This is a genomic window from Streptomyces sp. NPDC006450, from assembly GCF_040612195.1.
Classification (GTDB): Bacteria; Actinomycetota; Actinomycetes; order Streptomycetales; family Streptomycetaceae; genus Streptomyces.
On record NZ_JBEXPT010000043.1, the window covers coordinates 11,824 to 32,522 of the forward strand.

Consider the following 20,699-nt stretch of genomic DNA (forward strand, 5'->3'; position numbering starts at 1 on the left):
GACAGCCGATCGCCGAGTTGGTCGCCAACTCCTCCGTGCTGTTCACTCCTTCGTGTGGCCGGGCGGGCGATGTACGGCCCTCTTCCCAACTCACTGCGAGGGTCTGAAGCGGTGCGGCGGTACGGCGCGGCGGTACAACGGAGACGGGGAACCGTTTGCGGTGACCGGCCGTCACCCCGGCCCCGGCAGACGAAGAGCAACGAGCAGCACACGTAAACAGGATTGCGAGCACCGGTGCAGAAGAAGCGGCCTCGGAAGAACGGCACCGTCGCGAACGGCACCGCACCCGACGGCACCGCACCCGTCCGGCGAGCCCCCGACGGCCCGGTCGCCGCGGCCGCTCCCGCGGGGCGCCGCGTCCGCGTGCGCCGCAGGCTGGTCATCGGGGTCGCCGTGGCCGGGCTCGCCGTCCTCGTGGCGGGAGCGCCCGCCGTCCTGTCCGCCTCCGCGGACCTGAAGGACTCCCAGGACCTGGTCACCCTCGCCGACCGGAGCCGGCAGACCCTCACCCTCGCCCACCTGCTCGGAGACGAGCGCGACGCCGTCACCGCGTACGTGGCCGAGGGCCGCCCCGGCGGCGCCCGGGGCACGCAGGCCGCCGCGGTCCAGGAACGCGCCGCGGGCACCGACCGCCAGCTCGCCGAGGTCCAGGCCGAAGCCGACGAGGAGCTCGCCCAGGCCCTCGGCCGGGTCGGCGCCGTCCGCGCCGCGTCCATCGAGGGCAAGGACAGCGCGCTCACCGCCCACCAGGCCTACTCCGGCGTCATCGCCGAACTCCTCGCGCCGAGCGCCCGGCTCGCCGAACTGACCCCGCCGCGCGCCGCGGACGCCCTCGTCACCACCCGCCCGCTGGGCCCCCTCGGCCAGGCCGTGGAGCAGGCCTCCGCCACCCGCGGACTGCTGCTCGCCGCGCTGTCCGTGCCCGGCGGCGAGCGGCAGCCGGGCAGCGCCTACGTGGACGAACTCGCCGCCGCCGCCCAGCGGGCGCGGGTCCGGGAGCAGGGCGCGCTGGACGATTTCGCGCGGGCCGCGCGGCCGGACGTACGCCAGAGCCTCGCCGCCACCGTCACCGGACCCGAGGTCAAGACGGCCGACGACTACCTCAGGCGGCTCACCGACCGGCCGTCCCTCTCGGCCTCCGACCGCAAGCTCGATCCCGGCACCGTGGGACCGGCCCTCACCGCCCGCGTCGACCGGATGCGCTCGGTCGAGGCCACCCTCGCCGGCCAGCGCGCCACCGCGCTCGCCGCGCTGCGCGACGACGACGTGACCGCGCTGGAGGTCAAGCTGGCCCTCCTCGGCGTGCTGTTCCTCGTCACCGTCGGCATCTCCACCGCCATCGCACGCTCCCTGACCCGCCCGCTGTCGGTCCTGCGGCGCGGCGCGGCACGGCTGGCGACGCCGGAGGGCTCGGTGGAACCGGTCCGCTTCACGGGCCGCAACGACGAGTTCGCCGAGGTGGTCCGCCACCTCAACGCGGTACGCGACCAGACGGTCTCCCTGCACACCCGGATCGCCGGACTCGATGCCGACCGGCGCCGCCTCATCGGCCGCAACGAGGCGCTCTCGGCCGGCCGGGAGGCGCTGGAGGCAGAGCTCGCGCAGCTGCGGGCGGGGCTGGAAGAGCACCGCCGCATCATGTCGACCACGTCCGTATCGCTGTCCCTGCGGACCCTGGGACTCGTCGAGCGCCAACTCGCCGTCATCGAGGAGCTGGAGTCCGAGGAACCGGATCCGGACCGCCTCTCCACCCTCTTCAAGCTCGACCACCTGGCGACGGTGATGCGCCGCCACAACGAGAACCTGCTCGTCCTCGCCGGCCAGGAACACGGCCACGGGCAGGGCCTGCCGGTGCCGCTGGTCGACGTCATGCGGGCGGCGGTCAGCGAGATCGAGCGCTACGAGCGCGTCGACCTCGGGGTGCTGCCCTCGTACACGCAGGTCGCGGGGCACGCCGCCGACGACATCTCGCACGTCGTGGCCGAGCTCCTGGAGAACGCGACGACCTTCTCCCCGCCGGACGCCAAGGTGAAGGTGTCCGGCTGGCTGCTGGACACCGGCGACGTGGTGCTGTCCGTCATCGACGAGGGCATCGGGATCACCGGGGACCGGCTGGCCACGCTGAACGAACGGCTGGCCACGCCGGACGCGTACGACGAGGAGCCCGAGTCGGAACACGGCCTGGGCCTCGGCCTGTACGTGGCCGGGCGGCTCGCGGCCCGGCACGGGGTCACCGCCGAGCTGCGCACCCTGCAGCACGGCGGTACGGAAGCCCTGGTCGTCGTACCTGCGGCGCTGCTGCCCGCCACCCCGCCGGCTTCGCCGGTCCACACCCTGGGGGCGCCGGGCGCACCCGCGCTGCACCTGCCCGGGGTGATCGCGGAGGCCAACGAGAACACCCTCCCCTCGCGCCTACGGGGCCCTGCCGCCTCCACGTCCGGGACCCCGGCGGCCCCGGCGCTGCCGGAGTCCGCCCCGGAGACGTCTGCGGAGCCTCACCCGGAGCCCTCCCCGGCGCCCTCCCCGGAACCGGAACCGTCCGCGGAGCCGGCCCCGGCCGCGCCCGAAGCCGAGGCCGTGGCGCCGGCCGCCACCCCGGCACCGGAGCCCGCCCCCGCCCCCGATCCCGCCGCCCTCTTCCCCGAGCCGGAGCCCGCGCACGAGACCGCGCGGGCCGCTGCCGCGGAGCCGCCCGCCCGGGTGGCGCCGGATCCCGCTCCTGAGGCGTTCGTGCCTCCGGCCGGGCAGTTGCCGCCCACGGAGCAGGTGTTCCGGGTCCCGGCGCCGGCCGAGGTACCCGCCGAGCAGGTGTTCCGCGTACCGCCGCAGGCCGAGGCGCCCGCCCCGAACGGGACCGAGCCGGAGGAACTCCTCACCGACAAGGGGCTCCCCAAGCGGAGCCCCCGCGTGGTGGCCGCCGGGCGCGGGGACGAGGTGCGCCCGGCGCCGGGCCGGGTGGACGCCGACGAGCTGCGCCGCCGCCTCGGCGGGTTCTACCGGGGTGCCCAGGACGGGCGCCGCGTCGTGGAGGCCGAGCTCGCGCACGCCCCCGGTCAGGACGCGCCGCAGGACCCGCCGCAGGACCAGGGGCAGACCGACCGGGGGGACACCGCACAGGAGGCACGCACATGAACGCGTCCAGTACGTACGGACTGAGCACCCAGGCACGCAACCTTCAGTGGCTGCTGACCGACCTCGTCGAGGAGGTCCCCGGGGTCAACTCGGTGGCCGTCGTGTCCTCGGACGGGCTCCTCCTCCTGTCCTCCGATCCGGTGGTGCCCGACCCACCGGCCACACCCTCGGCAGGCTCCCGCCCCAGCGGCCCCCGCGGCGCGTCCGCCGATCTCGCGACCATCGTCTCCGGCCTCGGCTCGCTCACCACGGGCGCCGCCGCCCTGATGGACGGCGGCTCGGTCAAGCAGACGATGGTGGCCATGGAACACGGTTCCGTGTTCGTCATGTCCATCAGCGACGGCTCGCTGCTCGGCGTGCACGCCACGCCCGACTGCGACATGAGCGTCGTCGCCTACCACATGGCCTTGTTCGTGGGCCGCGCCGGCCACGTCCTGACCCCCGAAGTCCGCAGTGAGCTGCGCCAGTCGATGGAGAACACCCCGTGAGGAGTCCGGCCTCCGACCGGCTGCCGATACGCGGCGCCGACCGCCGTCCCGCCCGCGTACGCCCGTACTCCCTTACGGGCGGCCGCACCCGCTTCACGCAGATCCTGCACGTCGAGACCTTCGTCGCGGCCCTCGACACCAAGGTGTCCGAGCCGCGGAAGGCCGACCGGATGCCGGAGATGCCGGCGATCGTCGAGGTCTGCCGCCGCATGCGGACGATCGCCGAGATCGCCGCGCTGCTGAAGCTACCGCTCGGCGTGGTCCGCGTCCTGGTCAGCGACCTCGCCGACCAGGGCAGGATCCGTGTCTACGGGACCGGGCACGGCAGCGGCCGTCCCGACCGCGCTCTGCTCGAAAGGGTGCTCAGTGGGCTCCGCCGTCTCTGAAACCGACCTCTTCTCCCCGATGACGGACCCGGACACTTCGGGGCCGAACCCGAACCCGGACACGGACCGGGACGACCCCGTACAGCCCTGGCAGTACGACCGCTCGCGCGCGCCCGTCGCCGTAAAGGTGCTGGTCGCGGGCGGTTTCGGGGTGGGCAAGACCACGTTCGTCGGTTCCGTCTCCGAGATCCGGCCGCTGCGCACCGAGGCGGTGATGACCGAGGCCGCCGCGCCGACCGACGACCTGTCCGCGACCCCGGACAAGCACACCACCACCGTCGCCATGGACTTCGGCCGCGTCACGCTCGACGACGACCTCGTCCTGTACGTGTACGGGACCCCCGGCCAGGAGCGCTTCTGGTTCATGTGGGACGACCTGGTGCGCGGCGCCGTCGGCGGGATCGTCCTCGCGGACACGCGGCGACTGCGCGACTGCTTCCCGGCGCTCGACTACTTCGAGAGCTGCGGGCTGCCGTACGCCGTGGCCGTCAACCACTTCGAGGGCACGCCTTCCTACGAACCGGAGGACGTGCGGGAGGCGCTGACCATACCGGCGCGCGTACCCGTCGTGATCATGGACGCGCGCCGCCGGGTCACGGTACTGGAATCCCTGATGACGCTCGTGGGCCACGCCCTCGACTCGACCCCTGAATAGAGGACGTGCAGATGCGCAAGATACTCGTCGTCGGCGCCGGCCAGTCCGGTCTCCAGCTCGCCCTCGGACTCCAGGCGAAGGGGTACGAGGTCACCCTCATGTCCAACAGGACGGCGGAGGAGATACGCACGGGGCGTGTCATGTCCACGCAAGTCATGTTCGACACGGCGCTGCAGCACGAACGGAACCTCCAGCTCAACTTCTGGGAGCAGCAGGCGCCGAAGATCGAGGGCCTCGGCGTCTCGGTCGCCACGCCCGACGCCGGCCGCGCCGTCGACTGGCTCGGCAAGCTGAAGGGCTACGCGCAGTCCGTCGACCAGCGCGTGAAGATGGCCGGCTGGCTCGACACCTTCGCGCAGCGCGGCGGCCAGCTCGTCATCCACGGGGCCTCCGTCTCCGACCTGGACTTCTTCTCCCGCACCTACGACCTGGTGCTGGTCGCGGCCGGCAAGGGCGAGCTGGTCTCGCTGTTCGGCCGGGACGCGGCCCGCTCCCCGTACGACGCCCCTCAGCGCGCGCTCGCCGTGTCGTACGTGCACGGGCTGGCGCCGCGCCCCGAGCACCCGGAGACGGAGGCCGTGCGCTGCAACCTGGTCCCGGGCGTCGGCGAGCTGTTCGTGATGCCGACGCTGACCACCTCCGGGCGCGCCGACATCCTGTTCTGGGAGGGCATCCCGGGCGGACCGCTGGACGCCTTCGGCGGCGTGAAGGACCCGGCGGACCACCTCGCGCTGGCGCTGGAACTGATGGAGGAGTTCACTCCCTGGGAGTACGCGCGGGCGACGAAGGTGGAGCTGACGGACGCGGGCGCCACGCTCGCCGGGCGGTACGCCCCCGTCGTCCGCAACCCCATCGGCCGGCTGCCGGGCGGCGGTCTGGTGCTGGGCGTCGCGGACGTGGTCGTCGCCAACGACCCGATCACCGGGCAGGGTGCGAACTCCGCCGCCAAGTGCGCCGCCTCCTACCTCTCGTCGATCCTGATGCACGGGGACAACCCGTTCGACGAGGCGTGGATGAAGGCGACCTTCGACAAGTACTGGTTCACCAGCGGCAAGCCCACCACCCAGTGGACGAACGCCATGCTCGGCGTCCCGCCGGAGCACGTGCTGAACCTGATCGGCGCGGCCGGGCAGCTCCAGCCGGTGGCGGACCGGTTCGCCAACGGCTTCGACAACCCGGCCGACTTCGACGCGTACTTCTACGACCCCGAGGACGCGGCGGACTACCTGGCGGACGTCGCGGGAGCCTCGGCCTCCGAGTAACCCGCATCGTCCCCCGCCGTCGCGGACTCGGGCAGCGGCGGCGGGCTGAAGGAGCGCAGCGGAGCCCCGTCGGGGTCCGGCCGTACCGCGCCGAGCAGCGGATTCGCGGCGATCGGCGAGACCTTCACCTTCGCGCCCGGCCGGGGCGCCTGGATGACCTTGCCGTCGCCGACGTACAGGGCCACGTGGGTGGCGGTCGGGAAGTACACCACCAGGTCGCCGGGGCGCAGTTCGTCGAGCGGCACCCTGGGCAGCCGGGCCCACTGCTCCTGACTGGTGCGGGGGATCTCGCGGCCCGCGTGCGCCCAGGCCTGCGAGGTCAGTCCGGAACAGTCGAAGGAGGCCGGCCCCTCGGCGCCCCAGACGTACGGCTTCCCGATCTGGGCGGCCGCGTAGGTGAGGGCCGTGCCGCCGGCCGCCGTGGGGGTGCGCAGCGACGGCGCGCCGCCGCTGCCCAGCTTCCCCGAACCGAGCAGCTCCCGCTGCGCGGTGGCGGTGTCCTCGGCTTCCCGCGCTTCGAGCTCGGTGAGCTGGGCGGGGCTGAGCGAGGCCAGCATCCGCTCGACCTCCTTGAGCTGCGTGGCGGCCTCCTCCTTGCGCTGCTTGGTCTCGGCGGCCAGCTTCTGCTCGGAGTCCAGGGCCTTGCGGGCGGCGGTGGCGAGGGCGTCGGCCTGCTTCTCGCCGCGGGTGAGCCGCTCCAGCGCGGCGGCCCGCCGGGCACCCTCGCGCGCGGCGACCCGGCGCTGCTCCAGGGCCCCTTGGGGGTCCCCGGCGAACAGCATCCGGGCGTACGGGGAGAACCCGCGGCCTCCCTTGTACTGCTCGCGCGCCAGCCGGCCCGTGGTGGCCTGCGCATCGGTGACGGCGGTACGGGCCTTGCCGAGCTCGGTGCTGAGCCGGCTCTCCTCGCGCCGGCGGGCGGCGAGGGCGGTCTCGGCGGCGTTGTAGGCCTCGGTGGCCTGCTCGGCACGCTGGTAGAGACCTTGCAGCCGGGTGAGGAGGACACGGACGGGCTCGGCGGGTGCCGCGGGGGCGTCCGGGGCCGCGGGTGCCTGCGGGGCTGCGGGGGCTGCGGGCTCGCCGTGGGCGACGGGGAGCGGGCCGGCCGTGACGAGGGCTGCGGCGAGGCACGCGGCGCGAAGCAGCCGACGTCGGCGTCGTCGTGACATGGGGTCACCTCCTGGCGGCCGATGCTGCCACGCGCGATATGACAAATGGCCCACCCGGAACGGCCGGGCCGCATCGCTCACCCGGTCGGCGTACGCCCGCCGACCGGATCCGGCGCATCGATCGACGCGCCTCCGGCCACGTACGGGGCGAGGGCCGTCCGGGCCGGGCGGCGGCCGGGCGGCGGCCGGGCGGCGGCCGGCGGGGTGACCGGCGGGATGGCCGACGGGTGACCGGCGTGGTGACCGGCGTGGTGACCGGCGGATTGATCCGCCGGCCGGGTCAGCCGGCCAGCAGGCGGGCCTTGGCCGCCGAGAACTCCTCCGGCGTGAGCAGGCCTTCGCGGGCCAGGGCGGCCAGTTGGGTCAGCCGGTCCGTCAGGTCGGCTCCTGGGGGCAGCGGTCCCGGAGCCGCAGGCCCCGGGTGCGGAGCCGGGCGGGCGGCCGCGGGCTCCCGGCGGGCGGAAGGGGCCGGGGCCGCGCCGGGGGGAGCGGCCGGGGCCGGGGCCGTGCCGTCCTGCGGCTCCGGATGCGGCTGCGGGGCCGCCGCCGGGTGGTGCGCCGCGTCCCAGACGTAGGCCCCGCGCGCCAGGATGCCGCGCAGCAGGGGGTGGCCCGAGGGGCGCTGGGAGGGGTTCACGACAGAGCCGATGGGGCGGATGAACATCAGGCCGCCCCCAGCCGGTCGGCCGGCAGCCGGACCGCTCCCGCGATCCGGCCGCCCGCCGCACGTACGGCGATGGCGGCGTCCTCGGCCCAGACGTGCTCGACGACCAGGAGGAGTGCGCAGCTGCCGCGGTCCATCAGTTCGGCCGATTCCGTGACGTCCTCCGGGCCGATCAGCGGGGCCGCCTCCCGGTGGGCGAGCAGGCCACGGAGTTCGACGAACTCGTCGAACTCCGCCGACAGCACCTCACCGGACGCCGTCTTGGTGGCCACCAGCCCGTCGATCAGCCGGACGACCCCGGCCTTGCGCAGCCCCATCACCGCCTCGACCGCGGCGACCCGTAGCTGTTCTTCCGGAAAGGCCAGGACGATGAACTCCGCAGGTCCCATGACAGGAGACTCCTGATCCGCTGACGCGCTGATCCGCTACTTCACTTCCGACCAGTTCTGACGACTCTTCGGCACACTATGACATAAGCGGACATACGGCCCGGCTCCTTGCTACGTTTCCCCGTATGACCGCTCTGACGGCGAAGGTGGCGGAACCCGCCCCGCCACCGCCCCCCGACGCCCGTGCGCCCAAGCGTCGCGGAGTCGAGCTGTCCCTGCTCTGCGGCGCCGTCCTGATCGCCGTCCTCGGCCACCTCTACGTGGGGCTCGCCACCACCGGCCACATCCCCGAGCCCGCCGCCCACTACGCCGCCGGGCTCTCCGCGGCCGCGCTCGTCGCCCACCTCGCCGTGCGCCTGTACGCCCCGTACGCCGATCCGCTGCTGCTCCCGATCGCCGTCCTGCTCAACGGCCTCGGCCTCGTCCTCATCCAGCGCCTCGACGCCACCACGCCCGGAAACGCCACCGCCGGTGAGCAACTGCGCTGGTCCGCACTCGGGATGATGCTCTTCGTGCTCGCCGTCGCGCTGCTGCGCGACCACCGGGTGCTGCAGAAGTACGCGTACCTGTCCGTCGCCGTGGCGCTCGCGCTGATGCTGGTGCCCGTCTTCTTCCCGGCCGTGAACGGCGCGCACATCTGGATCCGGTTCGCCGGGCTCTCCTTCCAGCCGGGGGAGTTCGCCAAGATCCTGCTCGCCGTCTTCTTCGCCTCCTACCTCGCGGCGAACCGCACCGCCCTCGCCCTCACCGGCCGCACCCTCTTCTGGAAGCTGAGGCTGCTACCCGGACGGGTCCTCGGCCCGATCCTGGCCATCTGGCTGCTCTCCGTCGGCGTGCTCGTCCTGGAGCGCGACCTCGGGACCTCGCTGCTCTTCTTCGGCCTCTTCGTGATCATGCTGTTCACGGCCACCGGCCGGATCGGCTGGATCGCGATCGGGCTGCTGCTCGCGGCCGTGGGCGCGTACGCCGTCGGGACGTTCGAGCCGCACGTGAACAGCCGCGTGGACGACTGGCTGAATCCTTTCGCCTCCATCGAGCGCGGCGACGGCCCCGGCCAGCTCGCCCAGTCCCTCTTCGCCTTCGGGGCCGGTGGACTGCTCGGAGCCGGGCTCGGCCACGGCCAGTCCTTCCTCATCGGCTTCGCCGCCAAATCGGACTTCATCCTCGCCACCGCCGGGGAGGAGCTCGGCCTCGTCGGCCTCACCGCGATCCTGCTCCTCTACGGGCTCCTCGTCGCCCGCGGATTCCGCGCCGGGCTGGCGCTGCGCGACCCCTTCGGCCGTCTCCTCGCCACCGGGCTCGCCTCGATCGTCGCCCTCCAGGTGTTCGTCATCGCCGGCGGCGTCACCGGCCTGATCCCGCTGACCGGCATGGCCATGCCCTTCCTCGCCCAGGGCGGCTCCTCCGTGGTCACCAACTGGATCATCGTCGCCCTCCTCGTCCGGCTCAGCGACAGCGCCCGCAGGCCCGGCCCGGCCGAGGAGGCCGAAGCGTGATCCGCTACATCCGCTGGTGCGCGTACTTCTGCGCGCTGCTGCTCGCCGCCCTGCTGGTCAACGTCGGTCGCGTGCAGGTCTGGGAGGCCGCGGGCTACGGAGCCAACCCGGCCAACAAGCGCCCCGCCATCGAGCGCTACGCCGAACCGCGCGGGGACATCACCGTCGACGGCCGTCCCGTCACCGGCTCCCGGGACAGTCGCCAGCTGCTGCGCTACGAGCGCACGTACAAGAACGGCCCGCTCTACGCCCCCGTCACCGGCTTCGCCTCCCAGACCTACGGGACCAGCTTCCTGGAACGCGCCGAGGACCCGGTCCTCTCCGGCACCGACCCCGGACTCTCGGCCTTCCCGCTCTGGTACGAGCTCTCGCGCGGCCGCCCGGGCGGCGGGAACGCGGCCACCACCATCCGGGCGAACATGCAGCTCGCCGCGTACACCGGGCTCGCCGGCAAGCGGGGCGCGGTCGCCGCCGTGGAGCCGGCCACGGGCAAGATCCTCGCGCTGGTCAGCAGCCCCTCCTACGACCCCGGGGTGCTCTCCGGCACGGGGCCGCGGGTCAAGGAGGCCTGGGAGAGGCTCAACGCGGACCCCGCCAAGCCGATGCTCAACCGCGCGCTGCGCGAGACGTACCCGCCCGGCTCCACGTTCAAGATCGTGACGGCGGCCGCCGCCCTCGACGCGGGCGTGGTCACCGACGTGGACGCGCCGACCGAGACCCCGGACCCGTACCCGCTGCCCGGCACCAGCACCCTGCTGCCGAACGCGGGCACGGGCTGCGCCGACGCCTCGATGGCGGACGCGGTGCAGTGGTCGTGCAACACGGTGATGGCGAAGATCGGCGTACGGGTCGGGCTGCGCGGGATGACGGAAGCGGCGCGGCGGTTCGGCTTCAACGACGCGGGGCTGCGGGTGCCGGGCTGGGTGTCGCGGTCCAACTTCGACACCGACATGAGCCCCGACCAGCTGGCCCTGTCCTCGATCGGGCAGTTCAACACCAAGGCCACCCCGCTGCAGATGGCGATGGTGGCGGCGGCCGTCGCCAACGGCGGTGAGCTCAAGGCGCCCTACCTGGTGGACCGCACGACCCAGGACGACGGCGACCCGGTCCGGCGCGCCGACCAGCGCAGCCTCGGCCGGGCCATGACCCCGCTGACCGCGATGCGGATGCAGGAACTCATGGTGAAGGTGGTGGAGAGCGGCACCGGCCGCAACGCGGCGATCCCCGGCGCCGTGGTCGGCGGCAAGACCGGCACGGCCCAGCACGGCGTCGGCAACGCGGGCACCCCGTACGCCTGGTTCATCTCCTGGGCCAAGCCGGAGGGCGGCCGGCCGCCGGCCGTGGCGGTCGCGGTGGTCGTCGAGGACGCCTCGGCCGTCCGCGGGGACATCAGCGGCAACGGCGCGGCCGCGCCGATCGCCCGGGCGGTGATGCAGGCAGCACTGTCCGCCCCGTGAAACGGCCGGGCGGAGGCGGCAGTTCCGTGATTACGGTGCGGAAATGAACCACGAACTGGCACAGGTGAACATATCCCGCCTCAAGTACCCCCTGGACTCCCCGGAACTGAAGGACTTCGTCGACGGCCTCGACCACGTCAACGGCGTCGCCGACGCGGCGGAGGGCTTCGTCTGGCGGCTTGAGGGCGAAGGGGGCGACGCGACCGGGGTGAGGGTCTTCGACGATGAGTGGATCATCATCAACATGTCCGTGTGGCGTGACTTCGACGCCCTGAACGCCTTCATGTACGCCGGACGCCACCGGGAGCTGATGGCCCGCCGCCGCGAGTGGTTCGAGCACGTCAAAGAGGCCATGACGACCCTGTGGTGGGTCCCGGCGGGGCAGCGCCCCACGGTCGCGGACGCCGAGGAGCGCCTCGTCCACCTGCGGGAGCACGGCCCGACCCCGTACGCGTTCACCCTCCGCGACCAGTTCCCGCCGGCTTAGCACCCCGCCGGCTCAGCGCCTCGCCGGCTCAGCGCCTCGCCGTCGCGGTACCTCGCCGGACCTCGTGCCGCCATCCGCCCGCGCCGCCATCCGTCCCTGCCCCCGTCCGCCCGCGCCCCTATCCGCCCGCGCCCTCCGTGACGGCCTCCGCCACCTCCGCCACCCGCTGTGCCTCCTCGACCGCGAACCGTTCCCGGTCGAGGGCCTCGGCGATCTCCTCGTCCTGGCTCATCAGCAGGTCCAGGTTGGAGTCGCCCATCTCGAAGACGCCCATGTCCAGGTACGCCTTCTGCAGCCGCTCGCCCCACAGCCCGATGTCCTTCACGCACGGCACGATCCGGCTGAACAGCAGCTTGCGGAAGAGCGCCAGGAATTCCGACCGCTCGCTGAACTCCTCCGCCTCGACGCGCGAGATGCCGAAGTTCTCCAGCACCTCCACCCCGCGCAGCCGGTCGCGCATCAGGTAGCAGCCCTCGATCACGAACTCCTCGCGCTCGCGCAGCTCGGCGTCCGTCAACTGCTTGTAGTAGTCGCGCAGGGCCATCCGCCCGAAGGCCACGTGCCGCGCCTCGTCCTGCATCACGTAGGCCAGGATCTGCTTGGGCAGCGGCTTGTTCGTGGTGTCGCGGATCATCCCGAAGGCGGCCAGCGCGAGCCCCTCGATGAGCACCTGCATGCCCAGGTACGGCATGTCCCAGCGGGAGTCGCGCAGGGTGTCGCCGAGCAGTCCCTGCAGGCTGTCGTTGATCGGGTAGAGCATGCCGATCTTCTCGTGCAGGAACCGCCCGAATATCTCCGCGTGCCGGGCCTCGTCCATGGTCTGCGTCGCGGAGTAGAACTTCGCGTCCAGGTCCGGCACCGACTCGACGATGCGTGCCGCGCACACCATCGCGCCCTGCTCGCCGTGCAGGAACTGGCTGAAGTTCCATGCGCTGTAGTGCCGGCGCAGCTCGCCCCGGTCCCGCTCCGTGAGCTTGGCCCAGTGCCGGGTGCCGTGCAGCGGCAGCGTCTCGTCGGGGGTGCCCAGGGGATCGTACGGATCCACTTCGATGTCCCAGTCGATGCGCTTGGCGCCGTCCCACTGCTTGTCCTTGCCCTTCTGGTACAGGGCCAGCAGCCGTTCGCGGCCGCCGTCGTACTCCCAGCTGAAACGGGCGTTGCCGGAGGCGGGGACCGGCCAGACGGTCTCGCCCGGATCGTTGGTGTAGAGCTCGTGCGTCGACACTGACGCCCCCTCGTCTCACGTAACCGCGTACTTGCGTGTACTTGCGCGTACTTCCGTACGGGACCGGACAGTTGGCAGCGTCACACGTTGGTAGACGCGCGGTCAACAAGTCGTGCGCGAGGGATTGACGGTCTTGCTGACAGGCAGTCTCATAAGAGGTGACCGCCGGTAACTCGACGACGAGGTGTCCGAAGCCATGACCACCGTGACCGAACGAGCCGAGCTCCGCGACGCCCTCGGCCTCCTCAAGGACCGCGAGCAGATCGCCGAGCGGCTGCTCGAATCCTCGGCGAAACACTCCTTCGACCCGGACCGGGAGCTCGACTGGGACGCCCCGCCCATCGACGGCAAGTACTACTGGCCGCCCGAGCTGCTCTCCCTCTTCGACACCCCGCTCTGGAAGAAGATGGGCGAGGAACAGCGCATCGAACTCTCCCGCCACGAAGCGGCGGCGCTCGGCTCGCTCGGCATCTGGTTCGAGATCATCCTGATGCAGCTCCTGGTCCGGCACATCTACGACAAGTCCCTGACTAGCAATCACGTCCGGTACGCGCTCACCGAGATCGCCGACGAGTGCCGCCACTCGATGATGTTCGCCCGCATGATCAAGACGGGCGGCGCCCCCGAGTACCCGGTCTCCCGCACCAACCACAACCTCGCCCGGGTCCTGAAGACCGTCTCCACCACACCCGGTTCCTTCGCCTGCACCCTCCTCGGCGAGGAGGTCCTCGACTGGATGCAGCGCCTGACCTTCCCCGACGAGCGCGTCCAGCCCCTCGTCCGCGGAGTCACCCGCATCCACGTCATCGAAGAGGCGCGCCACGTCCGCTACGCCCGCGAGGAACTCCGCCGCCAGATGCTCACCGCCCCGCGCTGGGAGCAGGAACTCACCCGCGTGAGCTGCGGCCAGGCCGCCCGCGTCTTCTCGCAGGCCTTCGTGAACCCCCAGGTCTACGACAACATCGGCCTCGACCGGCGCGAGGCGCTCGCCCAGGTCAAGGCGAGCGGCCACCGCCGGGAGGTCATGCAGACCGGAGCCAAGCGGCTCACGGACTTCCTGGACGACATAGGCGTGATGCGCGGCGCCGGCCGCAGGCTCTGGAAGAGCTCGGGCCTCCTCGCCTGAACACCCCATGCCCCAGGGCCGCGGGGTGGGGCTACCCTGCGGACATGACAGCCGTACGGGCGTACCGCAGGTTGAGCGTCGAGGAGCGCCGGGCCCAGCTCCTCGACGCGGCCCTGACGTTGTTCGCGCACCGGGCGCCGGAGGAGGTCTCGCTGGACGACGTGGCCGAGGCCGCCGGCGTCTCGCGCCCCCTCGTCTACCGCTACTTCCCCGGCGGGAAGCAGCAGCTCTACGAGGCCGCCCTGCGCTCGGCCGCCGACGTGCTGCGGCTCTGCTTCGCCGAACCGCAGGCCGGACCCCTGACCCAGCGGCTCTCCCGGGCCCTGGACCGCTACCTGGCCTTCGTCGACGAACACGACGCCGGCTTCTCGGCCCTCCTGCAGGGCGGCAGCGTGGTCGAAACCTCCCGTACCACCGCCACCGTCGACGGCATCCGCAGGGCGGCCGCCGAGGCGATCCTCTTCCACCTCGGCGTGCCGGCCCCCGGCCCGCGCCTGCGCATGATGGTGCGCACGTGGATCACGGCGGTCGAGGCCGCCTCGCTGATCTGGATCGACGAGGGCAAACAGCCGGAGACCGACTCGCTCCGGGACTGGCTGGTCGACCAGTTCATCGCCCTGCTCACGGCCACGGCCGCCACCGACCCGGAGACGGCCGCGGCGGCCCGCGCCGCCCTCGCGCTCGAATCGGCGGACGGCCCGGTGGGGGTCCTGGCCCGCCGGGTGATCCCCGTGGTCTCCGAGGCGGCCCACCTGCTGTGACCGCTGAATGGCCGTGCCCCTTGAGCAGCTGTGACCCCTGAGCAGCTGTGCCCCTTGAGTAGCTGTCCCCCTGGAACAGCTGTGATTTTTGAAATGCTGTGAGACTGGTGGGGTGAGAAGCCAACACACCCCCTTCGAGGGCGGCCCGATGGACGGCCGGACCCTCCCGATCCTCCTCGGCCCGACCGGCCACCCGTCGAAGTGGTACGAGATCCCGGTCCCCGCCCCTGACGGCGGCGCCCCCACGGTGCTGCTCTACGAGCGGGTGCCGGCGGGGTACTCCAAGCGACTGGGCCTCCAGCAGGGCTGGAAGTACGTCTACGCCCCGGGCGGCCAGAAGCCGAAGCTCCGCTGGCCCTGGTCGAAGCCGACCCCGCCGGGGGAGTGAGCGCCGGGCCCCACCGGGCCCCGCGCCGCGTCGGGTCGGTGGCGGCGGGGCGCCACGTCACGGCAGCCGGGCCTCGACCAGGGTCAGTACGGCCTCGGCCCCGCCCACCGCGCCCTCGCCGTCCCCGGTGGGCTCCGCCTGCCGGAACACCAGCCCGGCCCCGATGACCTCCGCCTGCCCCACCGCGATCGTCAGCCCCAGCCCGTGCCCCTTGCCCCCGCCCCCGGTACGGAACCGCTGGGGCCCGTGGGACACGAGGTACTCGGGATAGCCGTCACCGTGGTCCCGTACCGTCACCACCGGCCCGTCCACCGTCACCACCACCGGCGCCCGCCCGTGCTTGTGGGCATTGGCGACCAGATTTCCCAGCACCCGTTCCAGCCGGCGCCGGTCGGTCTCCACGTGCGCGTCCCGCACCACGACCACCTCCGTGTCCGTCCCCGACGCCCGCACCACCCGCCGGGCGAGACGCCCGAGCTGGTGCAGGTCCGTCTCCACCACCTCGCTGCCCGAGTCGAGCCGGGAGATCTCCAGCAGGTCCTCCGTCAGCTGCCGCATCGTGCGCACCCGCTCCTGCACCAGCTCCGTCGCCCGCCCCTCCGGCAGCAGCTCCGACGCCGCCTGCAGACCGGTCAGCGGGGTGCGCAGCTCGTGCGCGACGTCCGCCGTGAACCGCTGCTCCCGCTGGAGCTTCGTCTGCAGGGTGCCCGCCATCGTGTCCAGGGCCGCCGCCACCGTCGCCACCTCGTCCTGGTGCCGCGAGGGGTCCTTCGTCCGGGGGTCCCGGACCCGTGCGTCCAGATCGCCCTGGGTGATCCGGCGGGCCACCGTCGCCGTCTGGTGCAGCCGCCGCGTCACCCGGGTCACGGCGAAGGCTCCGACCAGCAGCGTCCCGCCGATGGCCAGGACCGATGATCCGATGATCGCGTTGTCCAGCCCGCCGATCGTCCGCGCGCTCTGCCCGTAGTCGACGGCCGCGGCCAGCGCCTTCCCGTCGGCCGGGGCCGCCGCCCACATCAGCTGCCGCCCCTCGTACTCCGCCACGAGCGTCCCGCGCTGCCCGGCCAGGGCCAGTGCGCGCAGCCGGTCCGGCAGCCCGGCCGGATCCAGCCCGGACCCCGGCGGCAGCATCTCGCCGGCCTCGTAGGCGCGCGAGGCGTCGGTCAGTTTGCCCAGCGCCTTCTCACGGGCCGTCGCGACGGTCTGCCCGGTCACCTCCACGTGCACGAGCACACCCAGCACCGCCGCGAGGGAGCAGCACATCAGCACGATGAAGCACGCCGACTTCCAGGTCAGCGTCGCCGTCCACGCGGGCAGCCGGGGCCTCACCGCGCCGCTCCCGTCGAGCCGGGGCTCGGGGAGGGTCCCGGGGCCCGGCTCGGGCCGGTGCCGGGCACGCGGACGATCTGCTCCCACGTCGGCAGCATCGAGCGCTGCGTCGCGTCCCAGGACCAGGTCGTGTTCACCTCGTAGCCCGCGTTGCCGCTCGGGACGCGCAGGATCACGTCCCGTCCGGCGAGCTCGACGCTGATGACGGTGTCGGTGGTGGCCATGATCCGGTTGAGCCGGCCCTGGGCGTCCGCCGTGTACACGCGTACGGACATCTGCTGATCGGGGTACTCGATGCCGACGATCAGCTCGTCCTTGCCGTTGCCGGTGAGGTCGCGGTAGTACGGCGTCAGCACCGGACACTTCTTCGGATCGGCCCCGTCCGTCCCGCACTCCCGGATCGCGGCGACGGTCTCGGGCGGCATCCCGTCGGGACCGGTCCGCACGTTCGGGTGGGCCCTCAGCTCGGCCTGCACCAGGGCCGCCGGGTCGACCCCGTGCACGCTCTGGTCGTGGACGGGCGCGATCCCGGGTACGTACTCGGGCGGTGCGCCCCCCGGATCGGCGGGCGGTACGACGGCCCCCGCGCGCCCCGGCCACAGATGTACGGGCCCGCTCGCGGTCGGTGTCGCCCCGGCGCCGGCCAGCCCGCCGGTGTCACCGCAGGCGCCGATCAGCGGCAGCAGCAGGGCGGTCGGCAGACAGGCCCGCAGCCCGGCCCGGACGCGCCGGCGCCGGCTGCGGTGTCCGGCACCGTGGGAGGGAACGGATCCGGATCCGATCACCCGTCGACCCTCCTCTCCCATGAGCATGTGCCCGTCCACAGTAGGCAGAGCCGCATCGTTTCTGCCCGTGCGCCGGGGCCGGTGAGCCGGGGTGTCGACGACGAGCAGATGATCAGGGGAAGCGGGTGGGGAAGCCTGCCGACGAGGACCGCTGCGACGGCTTACGCGGTCGTACGGCCGCGGCGCAGCATCGCGAAGCCCAGCCCCGTGGCGCCGATCGCCGCGATGCCGCCGCCCGCGGCGAGCAGCAGCATGCCGTCACCCGGGCCGTCGGCCAGCGTGTTCAGGCCGAGCGCCTCGAAGGTCCCCGTACCCGATCCCGAGGGCGCGACGGCGGGCACGACGCGGCCGTCACGGCTCGCGGTCTTGTGCCCGGCCGGGCCGCCGGTGGCGGGGGAGCCGCCGGAGTCCTCCGTAGCGGTTCCGCTCCCGGCCCAGGAACTGAGCCGGCCGTCGGACCGCAGCGCGAGGTGCATCTCACCGGCGTCGACGAAGCCGGTGCTGCCGTCAGTGCTGGTCAGGGTGGCGGCCGTGGAGCCGTCGGGGTTGAGGACCTCGGCCTGGTAGGCACCCTTGGCCACGCGGTACACCTTCGCGGTGGAGACGCCGTCCGCGAGGGACAGGGTCTGGACCAGGGTCCGCGGGGCGACCGCGCCCTGCGCGGAGGAAGCCGACGGCACCCCCTCGGCGATCGCGGCGGCCGCGGGGAACGCCAGCAGGGTGCCGGCACACACGGTCACGGCGGCGGCGCGTACCAGACTGCGGCGGCTGCGGTTCACGGTGCTCACGGGACGTCCTTCGATGCAGGTCGGGCCCTGGGCTGTCCAGGTGGGACAAACGTATGCACCGGCCGTTGCGGTAACCCGTTGCTTCTGTAACAGCCACGCCTCAGCGACCCGACGGAGTCGTTACACGCCACGGTCCGGACGATCCCCGCCGCGGGCCGGACCCCACCGGGGGATTGCCGCGGGCCGCGAGGCCTGGTCCCATGGACGCCGGGGGTGAGGGCAATGGCTTCGACTTCGGCTTCGGCTTCGGCTTCGCGGGGACTGAAGGTGCTGCCGAGCGGCCGTCCGGGCCGCGGCAGGCTGTACGTGAACCTGCCCGACGGCCGGGCGGTGGCCTGGTACGACCGGCGGGCCAACCGGATCAGCGTGCTGGCGGACGAGCGCCGGGAGGAGATCCTGACGGCGTTACGCCCCTACCTCACCGGAACCGTCGCCATCGGCCCGCCACCCGTCCCCACGGCCGAGGACCTGCTCCGCCTGTCCCTCCCGCCCGACGAGGACCTGGCCCCGAACCGGCCGGGGGAGGCGCAGCTCGGCACCCTCACGTACGGCACCACGGGCACCCGCGCCCGGCACCGGCTCCGGCAGGAGCTCACGGTGAGGCAGCGGATGGGCGACGTACTGGACGCCCTGGCGGAACTCGAGGACTGGAAGGTCCTCCACTCCCTGCACTCCCTCCACCCCATCGCGGACCACCTGCTCATCGGCCCGCCCGGCGTCTTCTGCATCCGCACGGTCCAGGGCCGCCGCCAGCGCGCGGTGATCGGAGACCTGCTCCTCACGGTGGGCCGCTCCGACCCCACCCCGGACCCCCGCGAGGCCCGCCGCGCGGCGGCGTACGCGACCCGCGCCCTCTCCACCCCGGTGACCCCGGTCCTGGCCGTGGTCGACGCGACCCGCCTGGAGGTCGCCCCCACCCTCCGCGACGTCCGCGTCATCACCCCGTCAACGACATCGACCTTCCTGACGAACGCCCCCACCACCCTCAAACTCCCGGACGTAGAAGCCCTCTTCACCACGGCCAGAGACCGCCGAACCTGGCACTGACGCCTCCGGCGTCCTTCAGCGTCCCGGATCACCGGAAGCCTTCAGCCGTCCCCGACTTGTGATGCGCGGGTCTGGCTTTCAGCCGCCCCGACCTTTGATGTGGGGGTCTGGCGTTCAGCCGTCCGAGTGTTGAGGTGCGAGGTCTGCCTTTTTCAGCCGTCCGGCGTTTGAGGACCGGTGCCTGGGGCGGAGCCCCAGGGGGTCCGGGCGGCAGCCCGGTACCCCCTTCCAGTGGGTCTGCGCTGAGGTGCGGGTTATAGGAGGAGCCTTGGAGGGGCCGGGCGCCAGCCGGTTACCCCTCCCAGCGGGTCCGGCGCTGAGGTGCGGGGTCGGGGGCGGAGCCCCAAGGGGGGTCCGGGCGCAGCCCCGTACCCCTCCCAGCCCGTCCGGCGCTTGAGGACCGGGTCAGGGCGGAGCCCTGGGAACGGAGGAAGGGCGGGTAGGGGACTCCGCCCCGCAGGGCCGGCGGCCGGCCCACGGCCCCCTCAAGCGGAGCTCCGCTTGCGCGGCGTCACCGCCTTCTTCGCGGCAGCCCGTGCCGGCTTCGACTCCGCGGCCTTGGCCGAAGCCGCCGTCTTCTTCACAGCCGCCGCAGCGGACTTCTTCTTCGCAGCGGCCGAAGCCGTCGACTTCTTCCCGGCACCGGCACCGGCACGGGAACCCCCACCCGCCGCCGAAGCCGTCGACTTCTTCCCGGCACCCGCACCCGCACCCGCACCCGCACGGGAACCCCCACCCGCCGCCGACGCAGTCGACTTCTTCCCGCCCACCGCTTTGGGCGCGGCCCCGGCCCCGGCCCCCCCGCGCGCGCCCTTCCGCCGAATCGGCGTGACCTCCGCCCCAGCACCATCCCCCTCCGCCTCCGGCGAACCCGCCCCCGTCCGAGAAGCCTTCGCCGCCCGCACACTGTTCTCCAACGCCGCCATCAGGTCGATGACCTGCCCACCCGCACCCTCCGCCGGGGGTCCCGGCGCCACAGCCTGTTCACCCCCACCCGCCTTCGCCGCGACCATCGCCTCGACCGCTTCCCGGTAGTCGTCGTGCAGCGAGTCCATCTCCACCTCCCCCAACGTCGCCATCAGCGCATCCGCGAGGTCCAGCTCGGCCTCCCGCACCGACACCGCACCCTCGGGCGCCACCCCCTCCGGAACCCGGATCTCGTCCGGCCACAGGAGCCCGTGCATCGCGATCACGTCGTCGACGACCCGCAGCATGCCCAGCCGTTCCCGCCCCCGCAGCGCGTACTTCGCGATCGCGACCTTCCGGCTCCGCTTCAGCGCCTCCCGCAGCAGCGTGTACGGCTTGGCCGCCGTCGCCCCGCTCGCCGCCAGGTAGTACGCCGCGTCCATCTGCAGCGGATCGATCTGATCGGCAGGCACGAACGAAACGATCTCGATCGTCTTGGCGGTGGCGATCGGCAGCTGCGCCAGGTCCTCATCCGTGATCGGAATGATCGACCCGTCGGCCTCCTCGTACCCCTTGCCGATCTCGGCGGTCGGCACCTCCTCCCCGTCCAGCTCGCAGACCTTGCGGTAGCGGACCCGCCCGCCATCGCTGGCATGGATCTGGCGGAAGGAGATCGAGTGGCTCTCCGTGGCGTTCACGAGCTTGATCGGAATGCTGACCAAGCCGAAGGAGATCGCCCCGTTCCATATGGATCGCACG

At 72.9% G+C, this 20,699-nt stretch carries 21 protein-coding genes; 13 read left to right on the plus strand and 8 right to left on the minus strand.

Annotated elements, in window-relative coordinates; translation table 11 throughout:
• Positions 1–234 precede the first annotated feature (234 nt).
• The 5 genes from ABZY57_RS15780 to ABZY57_RS15800 are packed head-to-tail and all read left to right on the plus strand — an operon-like array spanning position 235 to position 5,923.
• Positions 235–3,132: a nitrate- and nitrite sensing domain-containing protein gene (locus ABZY57_RS15780; RefSeq protein ID WP_356512148.1), complete on the plus strand. Its 2,898-nt coding sequence runs from the start codon at positions 235–237 to the stop codon at positions 3,130–3,132.
• Positions 3,129–3,620 carry a roadblock/LC7 domain-containing protein gene (locus ABZY57_RS15785; RefSeq protein ID WP_356512150.1) on the plus strand — a complete coding sequence of 164 codons (492 nt, stop codon included), beginning with the start codon at positions 3,129–3,131 and terminating at the stop codon, positions 3,618–3,620. The genes ABZY57_RS15780 and ABZY57_RS15785 overlap by 4 nt, the downstream gene beginning before the upstream one ends.
• Positions 3,617–4,006, plus strand: a complete 390-nt coding sequence (locus ABZY57_RS15790; RefSeq protein ID WP_327254930.1) for a DUF742 domain-containing protein — start codon at positions 3,617–3,619, stop codon at positions 4,004–4,006. The genes ABZY57_RS15785 and ABZY57_RS15790 overlap by 4 nt, the downstream gene beginning before the upstream one ends.
• Positions 4,007–4,025: 19 nt before the next feature.
• The gene (locus ABZY57_RS15795) at positions 4,026–4,661 is read left to right on the plus strand and encodes an ATP/GTP-binding protein (protein WP_356512202.1); all 636 of its coding nucleotides are present in this window, start codon (positions 4,026–4,028) and stop codon (positions 4,659–4,661) included.
• Between the two features lie 11 nt (positions 4,662–4,672).
• Positions 4,673–5,923 (plus strand): styrene monooxygenase/indole monooxygenase family protein, encoded by a 1,251-nt coding sequence (locus ABZY57_RS15800; protein ID WP_356512153.1) that lies wholly within the window; start codon positions 4,673–4,675, stop codon positions 5,921–5,923.
• Here ABZY57_RS15800 and ABZY57_RS15805 read toward each other — a convergent pair.
• Entirely contained in the window at positions 5,884–7,092 is a 1,209-nt protein-coding gene (locus tag ABZY57_RS15805) for an NlpC/P60 family protein (RefSeq protein WP_356512155.1), read from the minus strand. The two genes, ABZY57_RS15800 and ABZY57_RS15805, sit on opposite strands and share 40 nt — an antisense overlap.
• Before the next feature lie 45 nt (positions 7,093–7,137).
• On the opposite strand from ABZY57_RS15805, the gene ABZY57_RS15810 reads away from it, so the two are divergent.
• Positions 7,138–7,323: a hypothetical protein gene (locus ABZY57_RS15810; RefSeq protein WP_356512157.1), complete on the plus strand. Its 186-nt coding sequence runs from the start codon at positions 7,138–7,140 to the stop codon at positions 7,321–7,323.
• Positions 7,324–7,372: 49 nt separating this feature from the next.
• Here the strand turns inward: ABZY57_RS15810 and ABZY57_RS15815 are convergent, their stop codons facing one another.
• Positions 7,373–7,756, minus strand: a complete 384-nt coding sequence (locus ABZY57_RS15815; RefSeq protein WP_356512159.1) for an SHOCT domain-containing protein — start codon at positions 7,754–7,756, stop codon at positions 7,373–7,375.
• Positions 7,756–8,145 (minus strand): DUF6325 family protein, encoded by a 390-nt coding sequence (locus ABZY57_RS15820; protein ID WP_356512161.1) that lies wholly within the window; start codon positions 8,143–8,145, stop codon positions 7,756–7,758. The genes ABZY57_RS15815 and ABZY57_RS15820 overlap by 1 nt, the downstream gene beginning before the upstream one ends.
• Positions 8,146–8,270: 125 nt before the next feature.
• Between ABZY57_RS15820 and ABZY57_RS15825 the strand changes: the two genes are divergently transcribed.
• Genes ABZY57_RS15825 through ABZY57_RS15835 form a run of 3 tightly spaced genes read left to right on the plus strand, consistent with a single transcriptional unit; the run spans position 8,271 to position 11,585 of the window.
• The gene (locus ABZY57_RS15825; protein WP_356512163.1) at positions 8,271–9,641 is read left to right on the plus strand and encodes an FtsW/RodA/SpoVE family cell cycle protein; all 1,371 of its coding nucleotides are present in this window, start codon (positions 8,271–8,273) and stop codon (positions 9,639–9,641) included.
• Positions 9,638–11,098: a penicillin-binding transpeptidase domain-containing protein gene (locus ABZY57_RS15830; RefSeq protein ID WP_356512165.1), complete on the plus strand. Its 1,461-nt coding sequence runs from the start codon at positions 9,638–9,640 to the stop codon at positions 11,096–11,098. Before ABZY57_RS15825 ends, ABZY57_RS15830 begins: the two co-directional genes overlap by 4 nt.
• 43 nt (positions 11,099–11,141) lie before the next feature.
• Entirely contained in the window at positions 11,142–11,585 is a 444-nt protein-coding gene (locus ABZY57_RS15835) for a DUF3291 domain-containing protein (RefSeq protein ID WP_356512167.1), read from the plus strand.
• 118 nt (positions 11,586–11,703) lie between these two features.
• On the opposite strand, the gene ABZY57_RS15840 is transcribed toward ABZY57_RS15835, so the two are convergent.
• The gene (locus ABZY57_RS15840; protein WP_356512169.1) at positions 11,704–12,810 is read right to left on the minus strand and encodes a ferritin-like domain-containing protein; all 1,107 of its coding nucleotides are present in this window, start codon (positions 12,808–12,810) and stop codon (positions 11,704–11,706) included.
• A gap of 196 nt (positions 12,811–13,006) precedes the next feature.
• Here ABZY57_RS15840 and ABZY57_RS15845 point away from each other — a divergent pair, with 196 nt between their 5' ends.
• The 3 genes from ABZY57_RS15845 (at position 13,007) to ABZY57_RS15855 (ending at position 15,085) form a co-directional block, all read left to right on the plus strand.
• Positions 13,007–13,936: a diiron oxygenase gene (locus tag ABZY57_RS15845; protein WP_356512171.1), complete on the plus strand. Its 930-nt coding sequence runs from the start codon at positions 13,007–13,009 to the stop codon at positions 13,934–13,936.
• A gap of 44 nt (positions 13,937–13,980) precedes the next feature.
• Entirely contained in the window at positions 13,981–14,697 is a 717-nt protein-coding gene (locus tag ABZY57_RS15850) for a helix-turn-helix domain-containing protein (protein ID WP_356512173.1), read from the plus strand.
• 112 nt (positions 14,698–14,809) lie between these two features.
• Positions 14,810–15,085: a hypothetical protein gene (locus ABZY57_RS15855; RefSeq protein ID WP_356512175.1), complete on the plus strand. Its 276-nt coding sequence runs from the start codon at positions 14,810–14,812 to the stop codon at positions 15,083–15,085.
• 57 nt (positions 15,086–15,142) lie between these two features.
• Here the strand turns inward: ABZY57_RS15855 and ABZY57_RS15860 are convergent, their stop codons facing one another.
• From ABZY57_RS15860 to ABZY57_RS15870, 3 genes are all read right to left on the minus strand, one after another.
• Entirely contained in the window at positions 15,143–16,414 is a 1,272-nt protein-coding gene (locus tag ABZY57_RS15860; RefSeq protein WP_356512204.1) for a HAMP domain-containing sensor histidine kinase, read from the minus strand.
• On the minus strand, positions 16,411–17,199 hold the full coding sequence (locus tag ABZY57_RS15865; RefSeq protein ID WP_356512177.1) for a hypothetical protein: 789 nt from the start codon (positions 17,197–17,199) through the stop codon (positions 16,411–16,413). Before ABZY57_RS15865 ends, ABZY57_RS15860 begins: the two co-directional genes overlap by 4 nt.
• A 161-nt stretch (positions 17,200–17,360) precedes the next feature.
• Positions 17,361–17,987 carry a hypothetical protein gene (locus ABZY57_RS15870; protein WP_356512179.1) on the minus strand — a complete coding sequence of 209 codons (627 nt, stop codon included), beginning with the start codon at positions 17,985–17,987 and terminating at the stop codon, positions 17,361–17,363.
• A 222-nt stretch (positions 17,988–18,209) separates the two neighbouring features.
• On the opposite strand from ABZY57_RS15870, the gene ABZY57_RS15875 reads away from it, so the two are divergent.
• The gene (locus tag ABZY57_RS15875; protein WP_356512181.1) at positions 18,210–19,034 is read left to right on the plus strand and encodes a nuclease-related domain-containing protein; all 825 of its coding nucleotides are present in this window, start codon (positions 18,210–18,212) and stop codon (positions 19,032–19,034) included.
• 485 nt (positions 19,035–19,519) lie between these two features.
• Here ABZY57_RS15875 and ABZY57_RS15880 read toward each other — a convergent pair whose 3' ends face one another.
• Entirely contained in the window at positions 19,520–20,698 is a 1,179-nt protein-coding gene (locus tag ABZY57_RS15880; RefSeq protein ID WP_356512183.1) for a Ku protein, read from the minus strand.
• Between the last annotated feature and the right edge of the window lies 1 nt (position 20,699).

Excerpts from the sequence above, each read along its gene's own strand:
- ABZY57_RS15785 (WP_356512150.1), top strand. The coding sequence starts at position 3,129 with ATGAACGCGTCCAGTACGTACGGACTGAGCACCCAGGCACGCAACCTT.
- ABZY57_RS15795 (WP_356512202.1), top strand. The coding sequence starts at position 4,026 with ATGACGGACCCGGACACTTCGGGGCCGAACCCGAACCCGGACACGGAC.
- ABZY57_RS15800 (WP_356512153.1), top strand. The coding sequence starts at position 4,673 with ATGCGCAAGATACTCGTCGTCGGCGCCGGCCAGTCCGGTCTCCAGCTC.
- ABZY57_RS15805 (WP_356512155.1), bottom strand. The coding sequence starts at position 7,092 with ATGTCACGACGACGCCGACGTCGGCTGCTTCGCGCCGCGTGCCTCGCC.
- ABZY57_RS15810 (WP_356512157.1), top strand. The coding sequence starts at position 7,138 with ATGGCCCACCCGGAACGGCCGGGCCGCATCGCTCACCCGGTCGGCGTA.
- ABZY57_RS15815 (WP_356512159.1), bottom strand. The coding sequence starts at position 7,756 with ATGTTCATCCGCCCCATCGGCTCTGTCGTGAACCCCTCCCAGCGCCCC.
- ABZY57_RS15820 (WP_356512161.1), bottom strand. The coding sequence starts at position 8,145 with ATGGGACCTGCGGAGTTCATCGTCCTGGCCTTTCCGGAAGAACAGCTA.
- ABZY57_RS15825 (WP_356512163.1), top strand. The coding sequence starts at position 8,271 with ATGACCGCTCTGACGGCGAAGGTGGCGGAACCCGCCCCGCCACCGCCC.
- ABZY57_RS15835 (WP_356512167.1), top strand. The coding sequence starts at position 11,142 with ATGAACCACGAACTGGCACAGGTGAACATATCCCGCCTCAAGTACCCC.
- ABZY57_RS15845 (WP_356512171.1), top strand. The coding sequence starts at position 13,007 with ATGACCACCGTGACCGAACGAGCCGAGCTCCGCGACGCCCTCGGCCTC.
- ABZY57_RS15850 (WP_356512173.1), top strand. The coding sequence starts at position 13,981 with ATGACAGCCGTACGGGCGTACCGCAGGTTGAGCGTCGAGGAGCGCCGG.
- ABZY57_RS15875 (WP_356512181.1), top strand. The coding sequence starts at position 18,210 with ATGGCTTCGACTTCGGCTTCGGCTTCGGCTTCGCGGGGACTGAAGGTG.